The organism is Pseudomonas sp. GW822-FHT07A10 (genome assembly GCF_058798795.1).
Map to the genome: position 1 here is coordinate 174,539 of NZ_JBXAKV010000008.1, position 14,805 is coordinate 189,343.

16 protein-coding genes are annotated in these 14,805 nt (G+C 58.3%); 13 read left to right on the plus strand and 3 right to left on the minus strand.

What is annotated here, in order from left to right; genetic code table 11:
• Positions 1 to 57: 57 nt before the first annotated feature.
• Complete coding sequence (gene rfbC / locus AC1RL4_RS15580; protein WP_018929293.1) at positions 58 to 603, minus strand: dTDP-4-dehydrorhamnose 3,5-epimerase; 546 nt, start codon at positions 601 to 603, stop codon at positions 58 to 60.
• Between the two features lie 181 nt (positions 604 to 784).
• Here rfbC and AC1RL4_RS15585 point away from each other — a divergent pair, with 181 nt between their 5' ends.
• The 11 genes from AC1RL4_RS15585 to AC1RL4_RS15635 all read left to right on the plus strand — a co-directional run bounded on the left by AC1RL4_RS15585 (position 785) and on the right by AC1RL4_RS15635 (position 11,640).
• Positions 785 to 3,697 (plus strand): aminotransferase, encoded by a 2,913-nt coding sequence (locus AC1RL4_RS15585; protein ID WP_230173990.1) that lies wholly within the window; start codon positions 785 to 787, stop codon positions 3,695 to 3,697.
• Between the two features lie 208 nt (positions 3,698 to 3,905).
• A complete protein-coding gene (gene aguB / locus AC1RL4_RS15590; protein ID WP_019581765.1) occupies positions 3,906 to 4,784 on the plus strand; it encodes an N-carbamoylputrescine amidase in 879 nt (292 codons plus the stop codon).
• 4 nt (positions 4,785 to 4,788) lie between these two features.
• On the plus strand, positions 4,789 to 5,895 hold the full coding sequence (aguA, locus tag AC1RL4_RS15595) for an agmatine deiminase (RefSeq protein ID WP_028939585.1): 1,107 nt from the start codon (positions 4,789 to 4,791) through the stop codon (positions 5,893 to 5,895).
• Between the two features lie 245 nt (positions 5,896 to 6,140).
• Positions 6,141 to 6,353: a hypothetical protein gene (locus AC1RL4_RS15600; RefSeq protein WP_018929289.1), complete on the plus strand. Its 213-nt coding sequence runs from the start codon at positions 6,141 to 6,143 to the stop codon at positions 6,351 to 6,353.
• A gap of 202 nt (positions 6,354 to 6,555) precedes the next feature.
• Positions 6,556 to 7,227: a DsbA family protein gene (locus AC1RL4_RS15605; protein WP_028939586.1), complete on the plus strand. Its 672-nt coding sequence runs from the start codon at positions 6,556 to 6,558 to the stop codon at positions 7,225 to 7,227.
• A 17-nt stretch (positions 7,228 to 7,244) separates the two neighbouring features.
• Positions 7,245 to 7,640, plus strand: coding sequence for a nuclear transport factor 2 family protein (locus AC1RL4_RS15610; protein ID WP_019581768.1), 396 nt, complete (start codon positions 7,245 to 7,247; stop codon positions 7,638 to 7,640).
• Between the two features lie 237 nt (positions 7,641 to 7,877).
• Positions 7,878 to 9,182 carry an OprD family porin gene (locus AC1RL4_RS15615; protein ID WP_096481438.1) on the plus strand — a complete coding sequence of 435 codons (1,305 nt, stop codon included), beginning with the start codon at positions 7,878 to 7,880 and terminating at the stop codon, positions 9,180 to 9,182.
• A 242-nt stretch (positions 9,183 to 9,424) separates the two neighbouring features.
• The gene (locus AC1RL4_RS15620; RefSeq protein WP_019581770.1) at positions 9,425 to 10,171 is read left to right on the plus strand and encodes a 2OG-Fe dioxygenase family protein; all 747 of its coding nucleotides are present in this window, start codon (positions 9,425 to 9,427) and stop codon (positions 10,169 to 10,171) included.
• A 46-nt stretch (positions 10,172 to 10,217) separates the two neighbouring features.
• Positions 10,218 to 10,631 carry a GNAT family N-acetyltransferase gene (locus AC1RL4_RS15625; RefSeq protein ID WP_173861173.1) on the plus strand — a complete coding sequence of 138 codons (414 nt, stop codon included), beginning with the start codon at positions 10,218 to 10,220 and terminating at the stop codon, positions 10,629 to 10,631.
• Entirely contained in the window at positions 10,628 to 11,344 is a 717-nt protein-coding gene (locus tag AC1RL4_RS15630; protein WP_018929283.1) for an AzlC family ABC transporter permease, read from the plus strand. The genes AC1RL4_RS15625 and AC1RL4_RS15630 overlap by 4 nt, the downstream gene beginning before the upstream one ends.
• Entirely contained in the window at positions 11,323 to 11,640 is a 318-nt protein-coding gene (locus tag AC1RL4_RS15635) for an AzlD domain-containing protein (RefSeq protein WP_007939492.1), read from the plus strand. Before AC1RL4_RS15630 ends, AC1RL4_RS15635 begins: the two co-directional genes overlap by 22 nt.
• Here the strand turns inward: AC1RL4_RS15635 and AC1RL4_RS15640 are convergent.
• The gene (locus tag AC1RL4_RS15640) at positions 11,557 to 12,483 is read right to left on the minus strand and encodes a LysR family transcriptional regulator (RefSeq protein ID WP_026331893.1); all 927 of its coding nucleotides are present in this window, start codon (positions 12,481 to 12,483) and stop codon (positions 11,557 to 11,559) included. The two genes, AC1RL4_RS15635 and AC1RL4_RS15640, sit on opposite strands and share 84 nt — an antisense overlap.
• Positions 12,484 to 13,115: 632 nt before the next feature.
• Here AC1RL4_RS15640 and AC1RL4_RS15645 point away from each other — a divergent pair.
• Together AC1RL4_RS15645 and AC1RL4_RS15650 are read left to right on the plus strand one after the other, a co-directional pair.
• Positions 13,116 to 13,526 carry an MbcA/ParS/Xre antitoxin family protein gene (locus AC1RL4_RS15645; protein WP_007939490.1) on the plus strand — a complete coding sequence of 137 codons (411 nt, stop codon included), beginning with the start codon at positions 13,116 to 13,118 and terminating at the stop codon, positions 13,524 to 13,526.
• The gene (locus AC1RL4_RS15650; RefSeq protein ID WP_230173988.1) at positions 13,526 to 14,203 is read left to right on the plus strand and encodes an RES family NAD+ phosphorylase; all 678 of its coding nucleotides are present in this window, start codon (positions 13,526 to 13,528) and stop codon (positions 14,201 to 14,203) included. Before AC1RL4_RS15645 ends, AC1RL4_RS15650 begins: the two co-directional genes overlap by 1 nt.
• 75 nt (positions 14,204 to 14,278) lie before the next feature.
• Here AC1RL4_RS15650 and AC1RL4_RS15655 read toward each other — a convergent pair whose 3' ends face one another.
• Entirely contained in the window at positions 14,279 to 14,560 is a 282-nt protein-coding gene (locus AC1RL4_RS15655; RefSeq protein WP_230173986.1) for a DUF3077 domain-containing protein, read from the minus strand.
• Positions 14,561 to 14,805 lie beyond the last annotated feature (245 nt).

Below are 14,805 nucleotides of genomic sequence, written 5' to 3' on the forward strand. Positions count from 1 at the left end.
CGCAGTCTGCGCACCCAGGATCAAGTGCGTGCTGGCGGTGAAAATTCAGACAGCAATTCAGGAAAAGACTTCAGCGTCCTTGAAGAACGCGGCGGCCTGATCCTTGGCGGACAGCTGCGGTGCTTCGTCCAGCTGCCAGTCGATGCCCAAGTCCGGGTCGTCCCAGCGAATGCTGCGTTCAGCCGACGGGGTGTAGTAGTCGGTGGTTTTGTAGAGGAACTCGGCGAAATCGCTCAGCACCACGAAACCATGGGCAAAACCTTCCGGTACCCAGAGCTGGCGATGGTTGTCGGCGGACAGGCGCACCGCGACCCATTTGCCGAAATGCGGCGAGCTGCGGCGAATGTCCACGGCCACGTCCAGCACTTCACCGGCGGTGACGCGGACCAGTTTGCCCTGAGTGTTTTCCAGCTGGTAGTGCAAGCCGCGCAGTACGCCTTTTTGCGAGCGGGAATGGTTGTCCTGCACGAATCGGGTGTTCAGGCCGGTTGCTTCTTCGAAAGCCTTGGCGTTGAAGCTTTCATAGAAGAAGCCGCGCTCATCACCAAATACCTTGGGCTCGATGATCAGAACACCGGGCAGGTCGGTGATGACTACGTTCATGGTGTTTCTCCAGCAATAGGCGTTGATGGCCGACATTCTTACGCAAAGTGCCGGCAGGCGCGAGTGGGGCTGTGAAGAGAGTTGCTCACGCATTTGATTCAGGCCAACCAGGGAAGGGGGGTTGCTTATCGCCCCCGGCAGTGGCGATATAAGCGCCTAATAAAATTTCAGGGGTCGTTGTATGCCGCTCGCCACGTTGATTCACCGCGCCAGTCTGCCCAGCCCGCAAGTGTCCGCGGCGCAAGCGCTTGAGTTGCTGGAAGAACATTACGGGCTGAGCGGACGGTTGCAGGCTCTTGGAAGCCAGCAGGATCTCAACTACCGCGTCGACAGCGAGCAGGGGCGTTTCGTCCTGAAGATCTGCCGTGGCGATTACTCGGTGCTGGAACTGCAAGCCCAGCACGCAGGGCTCAAGCACTTGGCCGAACATCCCGGCGTGCAGGTGCCGCGAGTGATCCCGGCCAAAAATGGTACTGACCTGCTCTCCCTGGAGGCCGGCGGTCAAGCGGTGCATGTACGTCTGCTCGATTACATCGACGGCCAGTCCCTGACGCACCTCGACCATCTGAGCCAGGCAGTGGTCGCCGGTTTCGGTCGGCTCTGCGGCGAGATGGACCTGGCACTGGCCAGCTTCGACCATCCTGGCCTTGAGCGCACCCTTCAATGGGACGCCCGCCACGCTAACGCGTTGATCGCGCATTTGCTGCCGGTGATCAAGGATGATCAGCAACGCAAGCTGATTGCTGAAGCGGCCGAGCAGGCCGAGCGCCATTTGCAGCCCTTGGTGGATAAGTTGCCGGTGCAGGCGATTCACATGGACATCACCGACGACAACGTGGTCTGGCAGCGAGATGCGCAGCGCCAATGGCAGTTGCAGGGTGTCATCGATTTCGGCGACCTGGTCCGAACCTGGCGGATCACCGATCTGTCGGTGACCTGTGCCGCGCTGCTGCACCATGCCGATGGCGATCCGTTCTACATCTTGCCGGCGGTTCGGGCCTATCACGCGATCAATCCGCTGCAACATGAAGAACTGCTGGCGCTCTGGCCGCTGATCGTTGCGCGCTCGGCGGTGTTGGTGCTGAGTGGCGAACAGCAGGTCAGCATTGATCCGGGCAACGAGTACAGTCGCGACAACCTGACCCATGAGTGGGAAATTTTCCGCGTGGCCACATCGGTGCCGCTGGCGTTGATGGAGGCGGCGATTCTGGCCGCGGTTGGTCAAGGCCTGCCGAGCATCGGCAGCGAAGGCTTTGCGCCCTTGTTGCCGAGTCTGGTGGGGCGTGAGTTTGCCTTGATCGATCTGGGTGTCCTCAGCCCGCACTTCGAAGCGGGTAACTGGGAACAGGAGGGGATCGACCAGCGCCTGCTGACCGAGGCCGCCGCGGCCCACGGTCTGGCGGCCAGTCGTTATGGGCAATATCGTCTGTCTCGCACCCAACCGGACAGCGCCACTGAACCGGCCACTTGCCCTCTGCACGTCGAGTTGCGAGTGCCCCATGGCACGGCGGTCGAATCGCCGTTTGCCGGAACGGTTCACCAGCCGGCAGTGGGTGTGCTGCAACTGGATGGTCCGCAACTGAGTTTACGGCTGTGGGGTGTGACACCGTCGTTGCACGCGGGCGCAGCATTGGTCAAAGGTCAGGTGCTGGGTTCGGTCAGCGGGCCGTTGATCGTGCAATTGTGTCGAGGCGCTCAGCTCGACGCGCCGTTGTTTTGCACACCTTCGCGCGCCGCCGCCTGGCAGGCGTTGTGTCCGTCACCGGCCGCGTTGCTGGGTCTGGCCTGCGATGCCGAAGAAGAACTCGACCCGCAAACCTTGCTGGCCCGTCGCGACGCCAGTTTCGCCCGATCCCAGAAGCATTATTACGTCGACCCGCCGCGCATCGAGCGGGGCTGGCGCAATCATCTGATCGACATGCAGGGCCGCTCCTACCTCGACATGCTTAATAACGTTGCGGTGTTGGGTCATGGTCATCCGCGCATGGCCGCCGTCGCCGGCCGTCAATGGTCGTTGCTCAACACCAACTCGCGTTTTCACTACGCAGCGATTGCCGAGTTTTCCGAGCGCTTGTTGAAGTTGGCACCGGACAACATGGACCGGGTATTCCTGGTCAACAGCGGCACCGAGGCCAATGACCTGGCGATTCGTCTGGCCTGGGCCTACAGCGGCGGCCGCGACATGCTCAGTGTGCTGGAGGCGTATCACGGCTGGTCGGTGGCGGCGGATGCGGTCTCGACCTCGATTGCCGACAACCCCAAGGCCTTGAGCAGCCGTCCCGATTGGGTGCACCCGGTGACCGCGCCGAACACCTATCGCGGTGAATTCCGTGGCCCGGACAGCGCACCGGACTACGTGCGCAGCGTCGAACACAACCTGGCGAAAATCGCCGGGCAGAAACGCCAACTTGCCGGTTTCATCTGCGAGCCGGTGTATGGCAATGCCGGCGGCATCTCTCTACCACCGGGCTATTTGAAGCAGGTCTATGCGCTGGTCCGTGCTCAGGGCGGGGTGTGCATCGCCGATGAGGTGCAGGTCGGTTACGGCCGCATGGGCAAATTCTTCTGGGGCTTCGAAGAGCAGGGCGTGGTGCCCGATATCATCACCATGGCCAAAGGCATGGGTAACGGCCAGCCGTTGGGCGCCGTCATTACCCGTCGGGAGATTGCCGAAGCGCTGGAGGCCGAGGGTTATTTCTTCTCGTCGGCGGGTGGCAGCCCGGTCAGTTGCCGGATCGGCATGGCGGTGCTGGATGTGATGGAAGAAGAAAAACTCTGGGAAAACGCCCAGGTCGTGGGCGGGTACTTCAAGGAGCGTCTTGAAGCCTTGATCGACCTGCATCCGTTGGTGGGGGCGGTGCATGGTTCCGGTTTCTATCTGGGCGTGGAGTTGGTCCGCAATCGCGAAACCCTTGAACCGGCGACCGAAGAAACCACGGCGTTGTGCGATCGCCTTCGTGAGTTGGGGATTTTCATGCAGCCGACGGGTGATTACCTGAACATCCTCAAGATCAAACCACCGATGGTCACGTCGCGGCAGAGTGTGGACTTCTTTGTGGACATGCTGTCGAAGGTGCTGGGCGAAGGTTTGTAGGCAGCTCCTAGAGGTTGAAAACATCGATTGTTATCGGGAATTTTTGAGGATATTTAGAGGTAGTGGATATTTATCGCTTTTAAAGCCGATTTTTATCGGCTATAAAGTCACCACTGCCCACAGTGTGGACGAACCACGCCCGGTGATTCCCGTTCTGTCATCGGTCGATGCCACACTGACCCTCAAGCACTTGCCCAGGAGATGATTCATGAGTCGTATCGTTACCGTCGCCGCCACCCAGATGGCTTGTTCCTGGGACCTTGAAGCCAACATCGAGACCGCTGAGAAGCTGGTCCGTGAGGCCGCGGCCAAAGGTGCGCAAATCATCCTGATCCAGGAACTGTTCGAGGCTCCGTACTTCTGCCAGAAGCCAAACCCGGACTACCTGCAACTGGCCACGACGGTAGAAGACAACGTTGCCATCAAGCACTTCCAGAAAGTCGCCAAGGAACTGCAAGTGGTGCTACCGATCAGCTTCTACGAATTGGCCGGTCGCGCGCGTTTCAACAGCATCGCGATCATCGATGCCGACGGCAGCAACCTCGGGATTTATCGTAAAAGCCACATCCCGGATGGCCCTGGCTATCACGAAAAGTACTACTTCAACCCGGGAGATACCGGTTTCAAAGTGTGGAACACCCGTTACGCGAAAATCGGCGTGGGCATCTGCTGGGATCAGTGGTTCCCTGAGTGCGCCCGCAGCATGGCGCTGCAAGGCGCAGAAATTCTGTTCTACCCGACTGCCATCGGCAGCGAGCCGCACGACAAGACCATTTCGTCCCGCGACCACTGGCAGCGCGTGCAACAGGGCCATGCCGGTGCCAACCTGATGCCGCTGATCGCCAGCAACCGCATCGGCAATGAAGAGCAGGACGGTTACGACATTACCTTCTACGGCTCGTCGTTCATCGCCAACCAGTTTGGCGAGAAAGTCCAAGAGCTGAACAAAACCGAAGAAGGCATTCTGGTTCACAGCTTCGACCTCGATGAGCTGGAGCACATTCGTAGCGCCTGGGGTTCGTTCCGCGACCGTCGTCCGAACCTGTACGGCGCGATCAAAACCCTCGACGGTTCCCTGGAGTCCTGAAGCCATGACCACTTTGAACAGCACCCCTCGCGCCGACGGCTTTTACATGCCCGCCGAATGGGCACCCCAAACCCAGACCTGGATGGTCTGGCCCGAGCGCCCGGACAACTGGCGCCTGGGTGGCAAACCTGCACAAGCCGCGCATGTTGCAGTGGCCAAGGCCATCGCGCGTTTCGAACCGGTGACCGTGGCGGTCTCCGCGGGCCAGTACGAAAACGCGCGCGCTCGTCTCGACGTGCCGAATATTCGTGTGGTGGAGATGTCCAGCGATGACGCCTGGGTCCGGGATACCGGCCCGACGTTCGTCATCAATAACAGCGGCGAAGTCCGTGGCGTGGACTGGGACTTCAATGCCTGGGGCGGTTTCGACGGCGGTTTGTATTCGCCGTGGAACCGTGATTCGCAGGTGGCGGGCAAGATCCTCGAAATCGAGCGCAGCCCGCGCTACCGCACCGAGGGTTTTGTGCTCGAAGGCGGCTCGATTCATGTCGATGGCGAAGGCACCCTGATCACCACCGAAGAATGCCTGCTCAACCGCAATCGCAATCCGCACATGAGCCGTGAGCAAATCGAAGCGGTGCTCAGCGCAAACCTGGCTGTGGATAAGATTATCTGGCTGCCGGACGGCTTGTTCAACGACGAAACCGACGGCCATGTGGATAACTTCTGCTGCTATGTGCGTCCGGGTGAAGTGCTACTGGCCTGGACCGACGACCCGCAGGACCCGAACTACCCGCGCTGCCAGGCGGCCATGAACGTGCTGCAAAACAGCACCGATGCCAAGGGGCGCCCGTTCACGGTGCACAAAATGCCGATTCCGGGGCCGCTGTATGCGACCGAAGAAGAGTGCGCGGGTGTGGACCCGGTGGACGGCACTCAGGAACGTAATCCGACCGTGCGTCTGGCTGGCTCCTACGTGAACTTCCTGATCGTCAACGGCGGCATTATCGCGCCGAGCTTCGACGACCCGCTGGACGGGCCGGCCAAAGAGATTTTGCAGAGCCTGTTCCCGCAGCACGAAGTCGTCATGGTGCCGGGTCGCGAACTGTTACTTGGGGGCGGTAACATCCATTGCCTTACCCAACAACAGCCCGCTCCGCACAAGGAGTGAGTGAGGACGTAACAGCTTGAGTTGATTGAAAAATCGATTGAGCAACGGTTTAGCCTCTTCGTTTCGCAGAAAGCCCGCAGCCCATCAGGACTGCGGGCTTTTTTGTATCCACTTATCGACACTTCGAAAACATTGGCATAGCTCTTGTATCTTCGATGGCGCAACACGGGGAGGGAGAGAACTTCGATGTTCTGTCATAAACCTTGGATAAGTTAGCCGCTCACAAACCAGGAGAGAGCGCTGAGATGAACGCCGAAATGAACGTAGTGGGCGAGCGGGCACTGCATCCCCTGGCAGTTAACAGCGAATCGCTTCAAGTCCTGGCACAGTGGTTGAAGTCCAATGGAACGCGTCAGATCAGAGAACCTGATCCGCGCCGGATGATGATCGAGCGCTATCCCGCTGGTTTATTCAGCGAGGCGGAACTGGAAGCATTGTGGGATGTGATGGAAGGATAAGAAGAAAAACAACGGATTGATAAAAGCGCTGCCGGGAAGGCGGCGCTTTTTTATGCCCGTCGCAAAAGTGGGCGCCTGCAAGATGAGGGTCATTCGACCGATTCTTGAAACAGACTGAAATCGATTCCGGCGTTTTTCCAAAACGATCTGAGTATTAGTCTGTCGGCATTGAGTTTTCCTACTTTGTTGCCGGAGTCTTCCCATGATCCTTCACTATATTTACGACCCATTGTGCGGTTGGTGCTACGGTGCCAAACCCTTGGTGCAAGCTGCCCAAACCGTGTTGCCGGTGATCGGCCACGGGGGCGGCATGATGAGCGGTGCCAATCGCCAAACCGTTTCGCCACAACTGCGCAATTACGTCATGCCCCACGACCGGCGCATCGCCGAGTACACCGGCCAGCCGTTTGGCGAGGCGTATTTTGAGGGATTGCTGCGTGATGAGACGGCGGTGTTCGACTCCACGCCGCCGATTGCCGCCGTGCTGGCAGCCGAGCAGATCGCCGGGCGCGGACTGGAGTTGCTGGGGCGTTTGCAGACGGCTCATTACGCGGAAGGTCGACGCATCGCTGACGAGGCTGTTTTGCTTGAACTTGCCGCACAAACAGGTCTTGAGCCCGAGGCTTTCCAGCAGGCATTTAGTGCAGCCGATACCGATCGCCATATCAAGGACAGCCGCGCACTCTTGGCCCGTGTCGGCGGTCAGGGCTTCCCGACCTTCGCGCTGGAACAGGATGGCCAGTTCACCCTGGTCGATATCGGCCCCTGGCTCGGCAAGCCGCAAGCCTTCGCCCAATGGTTGAGCCAGTCGTTTGCGGCAACAGAGTCTTCATCCGCGTTTCAAACCTGTGGCCTCGACGGCTGCGCCCATTGAACTCACCTGGAGTCACCATGGATAACCTGAGCCTGATCAAAAGCACCTACGAAGGCGTCAACTCCCAGGAGAATGCGCGCAACACCGCCGCGGCGCTGGCCGATGACGCCCGCTGGACCGAAGCCGCAGGTTTTCCGTATGCCGGGACCTACGTCGGTTTCGACGCGATCGTCGAAAATGTCTTCAAGCGCCTGGCCGCAGAATGGGAAGATTTTCAGTTCAAGGTCGAGAACTACGTCGCTCAGGGCGACAAGGTATTTGCCTACGGCAATTACAGCGGCGTCTATAAAGCTACCGGTCGTGCGATGAATGCCCGAGTCGCGCACTTGTGGACTCTGGCCGACGGAAAAGTCACCCATTTCGAACAATTCGTCGACAGCCATGTCGTGCAATTGGCTATCGCTGACAAGTGATTTCTTAGACGATTTTCGCCTATTTACAGAAGATTCACGAAATTGACACATCATTAAGGGCGCAGATAGGATGCGCCCCAACGCCTGTGGCTAACCGCCACGACTGACAAAACAATAAAAGGCCCGCCGCGAATTTTCGTGGGCGGGCCTTTTTGTTTTTGCGGTGAAAAAAGAGCGCGATAGCGCCGTTTCAGCTGTTCGGCACAGAGCGTATCAACCCGTAATAAGGAAAATAACATGTTGAACAAGCGAATCAGCCTGATCGCACTGGGGATGTTGAGCGCCACACAGGCCATGGCTAACGACCAGGCCGAATCCAAGGGTTTTGTTGAAGACAGCAGCCTCAAAGTGCTGCTGCGTAACGCCTACATCAATCGTGACTATAAAGACGGCAACCCGGACAAAGCCGAATGGGGCCAAGCGGCCATCGGTACTTACTCGTCCGGTTTCACCCAAGGCACCGTCGGTGTGGGTGTGGATGCCTTCGGTCTGTACGCACTGCGTCTGGACGGCGGCAAAGGCCGCAGCGGCGCCGGTGGTATCGACTTCTTCAAGCAGGGCGACAGCGGCAACGCGGCGGATGACCTGTCCAAGTTCGGTGGCGCGGTCAAATTCCGTATCTCCAGCACTGTCCTGACCTACGGTGACCAGATGCCGGCCCTGCCGGTGCTTAACTACGACAACTCCCGCCTGCTGCCGGAAAGCTATACCGGCACCTTGATCACCTCCAAAGAGATCAAAGGCCTGGAGCTGAACGCCGGTCGCTTCACCGCCGAATCGCGCAAAAGCGCTGAAGGCCGTGACAGCGGTGGCTTGAAGTCGATCAATGTATTGGGCGGTAGCTACCAATTCACTGAACAGTTCAAGGCAGCGCTGTACGCTTCCGACGTCGAAGACGTACTGAAGAAGCAATACGTGAACGCCAATTACGTGTTCCCGATTGCCAAGGATCAGTCCCTGACCCTGGACTTCAACGGCTATCGCACCAAGCTGGACAACTCCTACATCCGCGAAAACACCGTACCCGGAAAAAGCATCGTAACCGGCGACGACAACAAAATCTGGAGCCTGGCAGCGACCTTCGCCACCGGCCCGCACTCGTTCACCCTCGCCCACCAGCGCAGCACCGGCGACAGCAACCTGGGTTATGCCTACGGTGGCTATCAGCGCGGCCAGAACCGCGTCGGCGACGGCGGCAATACCATCTACCTGGCGAACTCCTACTGGTCCGACTTCAACGCCGAAGACGAACGCAGCTGGCAGTTGGGTTACGGTCTGGACTTCGGTGCCTTCGGCGTTCCGGGCCTGAGCTACAACGTGGCCTACGTGCGCGGCGACAACATCACCACTTCCACCAGCGAAGGCGGCACCGAGCGCGAGATCTTCAACCAGTTCAAGTACGTCGTGCAAAGTGGCCCGGCCAAAGACCTGAGCGTGAAGGTACGCAGCTCGATCCTGCGTGTGTCGCAGAAATCCAGCGAGTACAACGTCAGTGGCAACGAGCTGCGCGTATTCGTGGATTACCCGATCAACATCTTCTGATGATCGGTTGAGTTATTCAGACTCGATGAAAACCCCGACTGGTTCGTGACTGGTTCGGGGTTTTTTTTGCCTCATGACCGTATAAAAACACCGAAAATGGCTGTTTTCGATCGTAAAAAGTCGAATTGAAGCAACTTCATCCTGCGTTTCAAGCAACGCTTGATATGCCTGAAATTCTTTCTCATGGGCCGTCAATCCGGCAGCTACTAGATTAGGCCGCTTAATGCAGCGGAGACCTAGTAATGATCGTGTTGAACAGAGAAGTTGGCGAATCGCTACGGCGCGACAAGTATGTCAACGTCCAGGGAGCCGACTTCAATCTCTTCGGTCATTTTTCCGACTTCGTCAGATTGACCAAAAGTTGGGAAAACATGGAGCCGGACAGTTATTACGGCCAAGCCGATGCAGGCATGCGTTTTCGTCGCTACAGCGATTTTGAATACAACCCTGTCACCCGTGACTTGAAGCAATTGGAACACCGCGCCTACGTGCAATCGAAGGCCAACAACAGCTACGTCGGTGGACTGGAGCGGCACTTCCAGGACTTCTCTAATGAGGTCATTAATTCGCCGGTGATGCGCAGCCTCATCGATACGGATTTCGAGGTGTACAAACACGTATTGCCGCCGGAACTGCACGACGCAATCTGGCAATGCCAGATTCATCAGATCCGCATCGAGATCAAGCCGGGCAAGCAACTGGAAATCACCCCGGAAGGTATTCACTGCGACGGTTATCCGTTCAGTGGTGTGCATTTCTGGGGTCGCAACAATGTGGACGGGGCGGAGAGCCGTTTGTATTCGGCCCAAGAGGAACAGCTGGCGACGACGACTTATATGGAAATCCTCGACACCACCTACTTTCTCGATCGCGAGATGCGTCACTACGTGACACCGGCACGCAACACCCATGCTCACGAAATGGCCTATCGGCAGATTCTGGCCATTTCCTTCTCGCGGCCCGGGACCGCTTTCGACATTGTTCGCTGAACAGTTCGACCCCATGATGAACATCACCGAGTGCTCTGCACCGGTGATGCTGCGACGCGCGACGGCCAAGGATGCCCAACGCCTGGAGCGCTTCTTTCGGCAATTCGAAGAAGTGTCGTTCTGTGAATGGCAGGACGCCAAATGCCTGCGCGGCGTGCTGGAGCAGAAAACCACCACCGCGTTCCTCGCACTCGATGTCGGTGGCGAAGTGGTCGGCGCGGTGTTGGGCGGCATGCTTGGTAGCCGTGGCACCATCAATCACCTGGCGGTGAGCACGTTGTATCGCAGCCAGGGCGTCGGTCAGCGTCTGGTGGAAGCGGCCTCGGCGGACATGAAACGGGTGGGTGTGCTGCGGATGTTCCTGTTCGTCGACGATGCTAACCTTGCCGGCAAACGCTTTTGGAGTGCCCAGGGCTTTTGTGAGCCGCGCGGCGAAACTACCTTTGAGAGGGACCTATGAATGAGACGTCCAGCAGCCAGCCGCTGATGGTCGAGCCCCAGCCCTCGCGCACGTTTGCTGAAGCCAGCCCGGTGGTTGCGGGCTACTTCACGGTGTCGTTTGTGTTCGGTCTGATGGCCGTCAATGCCGGGATGCCCGTGTGGCTGCCGGTCGCGATGTGCCTGTTCGTCTACGCCGGTGCCTCACAGTTCGCCGCCCTGGCGTTGATCTCCAGCGGTGCGTCGCTGACCACCATTATCCTCACCACGTTTCTGATCAATGCGCGGCACATGCTGATGTCGGTCTATATGGCCAAGGCCCTGCAAGCGCTGGGGCTCAGTCGTCTGGAACGCTGGTGTTATGCCGGTGGGCTGACCGATGAATCGTTCGCCTTCCACAGCGTCAAACTGGGCAAGGGCTCGCCGGTCAATGTGCGTTACCTGATCGGCTTCAATCTGTATTGCCACACCTCGTGGGTACTCGGCGGTTTGCTGGGGGCGATCTGCGCGCAGTACGCGGCGCACCTGATCAAATATCAGCTCGACTATGCACTGACCGCGATGATGCTCTACGTGCTGGTATCGCTCTGCAACACCCGCAACAAACTGATCGCCGCACTGGCCGCGGTCGCTTGCATGGGTGCACTGAGCCTGATTGGCAACTCACCCTTCAACGTATTCATCGCCACATTCGTGGGCTGCGGAGTGGGTGTATGCCTGACCAAACGTTCCTGATCCTGGTGGTCGCGCTGATGATGGCCGTGACATTCCTGCCACGCGCGTTGCCGCTGCAGGTGAACACCGATCATTGGCCCCCTCTGGTCGCCCGGGCGCTGGAATACCTGCCGGTGGCGATCGTGGCTGCCATCAGCCTCACGCCCCTGTTGATCAAGGATCAGCATGTGCAGCTCGATCGCCCGGAATTTTATGCAGCCATTCCGACGTTGTTATGTGCGTATTTCAGCAAAAACCTCTTTCTCTCCGTTGCGGTGGGAACGGCTGCGTACATTGCGCTCGGCTCGTTCATGTAACGGCAGATGGACCACGTCATTTAAAGCCTGACCCGACAACTCGGGATTATTGATCGCCAGCCGCACTTCGAGGGAATCCTCGAACCCCGGGAAAATGGTCAGGCCGTTACGCAGGGCCGCCTCACGGGAAACCATGCCCAGGCCGTCCATTTGTGTGATCAACGATAGGGTCAGGGTTTCACTGCAGGAATAGATCATCCGCTTGCCTGACTCGTAGTTGCCGAGACCGGCGTCGAGAAAGCGCAAGAAGCTGTGGGAATACGGACAGTCGTCGGCCGGCCGAACCTGAAATTTATTGCCAAGCAGCACCAGCGGGTCGTTTTCCTGACCGCAATGAGCACCGACCACCTGCACCTGCACATCGGGCAGGGCCATGCTGGGCAACCCCGGCTGTTGCGGCCCGATCAGCACGGCCAGGTCGAAGTCCTCATTCTTCAACTTGCTGAGGTTTTCCATCGACTCGGCGTAGCTGAATTCCAACTGATAATCAGGAAACACCTCGATGAGGCGTCCGATCATTCGCCGGTTGAAGTCGGCCGAGAGCGTGGTGTTAAGCGCAACCTTGAGCGTGCGCTGCCCGGGCACCTTGAGCGCGGCGACTTTCTCTTCCAGCTGCCGCGTGGCGACCAACACTTTGTCCATGTAGGGCGTGAGCTCCGTGCCCTGTGTGGTCAGGGTCAGCCCCTTGTTGGAGCGACGAAACAACCGAAAACCGAACTGCTCTTCGACCTTGTTCAACTGCGCGGCCAATGCCTGCACGGTCAAAAAGGAATGCTCTGCCGCCGCCGACAACGAGCCGGTCTGCACGATGCGCATGAGGTTGCGTAAGGTTCTGCTATCCATTTGGGTAATGCCCTCTAAAGTGGGCTGGCTATTGTTGTGTACCTTGCCGCCCGGTGGGCGTGGGTCGCGTGCTGGCTATGATCCTGCACCAGAGCATGCTTGTCCCGAGTTTAGTAGCGAAATGATTCTGCGTCCGATGGCTGGAGGCTTGCACAGGATCGAGATTTTTGTTGGAGGGGAGGTGATCGGGGTCAAGAAAGTGGCCCGGATGGGGAGGTGCGGGCGTTTTTTGGCTGCTTGTTTTATTAACGAAACCTTTTCCCAAGGCAAAAAAAAGCAGCCTGATCAGGCTGCTTTCATGAAAAGGTGCTTGATATTGTGCTCCCTCAAGCAGGGGAGAAGAGGTCTCACCAGGCGTTGATTTCCAAGTCATCAACGAGGTCCCTCCGCCGACTATTGCCACTTGGAGGCAGTCGGTTTCGCGCTCTCGATTTAATTCTCTGCCCCTATAGTGGGGGTGTCAACGTGTGTGTCTGACCGTATGTCGGCGTCTTTTCAGGCTGCGGAAAAGCGGGTGTGAATGCTCTTTTCGAAGGGGGAACAGATTAATACGCTTGTGAATTAAAAATTCATTTTTGTTCGCATCTGTACTAGTCTGAAATCAAGACATCATACCCAAGGAGGCTATTACCATGCCTGCCTCATCCACTGTCCTCAGCCCACAGCAACAACTCGACTCCCCCGAAGCCGGTCGAGTCGCGCTGAAGTTTTTCTTCAACCTCATGGAACGCTGGGGCTGTACCGCCGAGCAACAACGCACACTCCTGGGCAAAGTCGGTAATACGACTTTCTACAAATACAAACACCTGCCACCCAACGTGCGCCTGCCCCACGACACCCTGGAGCGCATCTCGTATTTGATGGGCATCCACAAAGCGCTGAGCATCATCTTCAGCAACAGTCGCGAACGTGCCTACACATGGGTCAGCAGCCCCAACACCGCCGCACCGTTCAATGGCCAATCGGCATTGAGCTACATGCTGGCCGGTCGCGTGGTCGACATCGCTGATGTGCGCCGCTACCTCGACGGGGTACGCGGTTGATGGTGCCGGAACTCGCCGACCCGCAGTGGCCGCGGGCCTATCGGATCGTCAACAGTTGCTTCCCGCCGATCTCGTTGTTCGAAGACGTTCTCGACCCTGAAGATCTGCCCACTGCCTACGCGTTGGAAGCCTTGACCAACGATCGGCTGATGGAAGAAGCCGGCGTGCTCACCCGCGTGCGCCCCGAAGACCGCATCTCCGGCCCCGGCTCCACACCGGTGATGGCCGCGTTCACCCACATCGGCAAAACCAGCCGCTTCACCGACGGCACCTTCGGCGTCTACTACGCCGCCAGCAGCCAGGCAGCGGCCATCGCCGAGACGAGTTATCACCAGGAACGCTTCCTCGCCGCGACCAACGAACCGGATCTTGAGTTGACCATGCGTACCTACGTCAACCGGGTGGTCAAACCTCTGCACGACATCCGCGCCGACTACCCACACCTGCACGACCCGGATCCCAACGCCTACGGTCCAGCCCAGACCTTTGCCCGGCAACTGCGCGAAACGTTGTCTTGGGGATTGCTCTACAACAGCGTTCGATTGCCTGGGCATGAATGTGTTGCCGCGTTTCGGCCGCCGGCCGTGTCCATTCCGAAGCAGGGGAAGCACATTCGGTATGTGTGGAGTGCGAGCAGTCGCAGGATCTCGTTTGTGTTTGAAGTCAGCGAGATGTGAAGCCCGGCGAAACGCAAAAAGCCCCGATTGATTCGGGGCTTTTTCATGCGCGATGTTCAGGCTTACGTGACGATGTTACTGGCTGTGATTGTTACCCGGTGCGTCGAGCACCTTCACCACGTCATCGATGATTGCCTTGCTCATATCCTGCAAATAATGCGATGCCCAGGCATGTCGGTCGGTATCGCGAAGCATGGCGGCGTCTGATGCGAGCAGTTTGGATACGTGGAGCAAGTCGGAAGCGTGGGAGAGGGCTTCGATGACCGGGACACCGGCGTTGATGCGGAACAGCGGTTCGTTGGCGTGGAGGGAGAAGTGTGTGAGGCCGATTGTTTTCAGGTCTTGGGGGTTGGTCATTGGGCTCCTCCTTTTTTTGGGCGGTGACCGATTGAGGTATGCGAGCTTTTAGCGGGGGGATTGCAGATGCAGATTTTGGACGGATTACTGATATGCATTGTCTAGCTCCTTGACTGTCGGGAGCCGCTACCGTCCTTTCCTACAGGGTTGGGTGGCGGCCGTACGCGGGGTAGGAAAACCGGGAATCAAGGCACCCGGCACACCCAAAGGTGTCCCGCGCACAGCCACCATTGCACGATATCGCA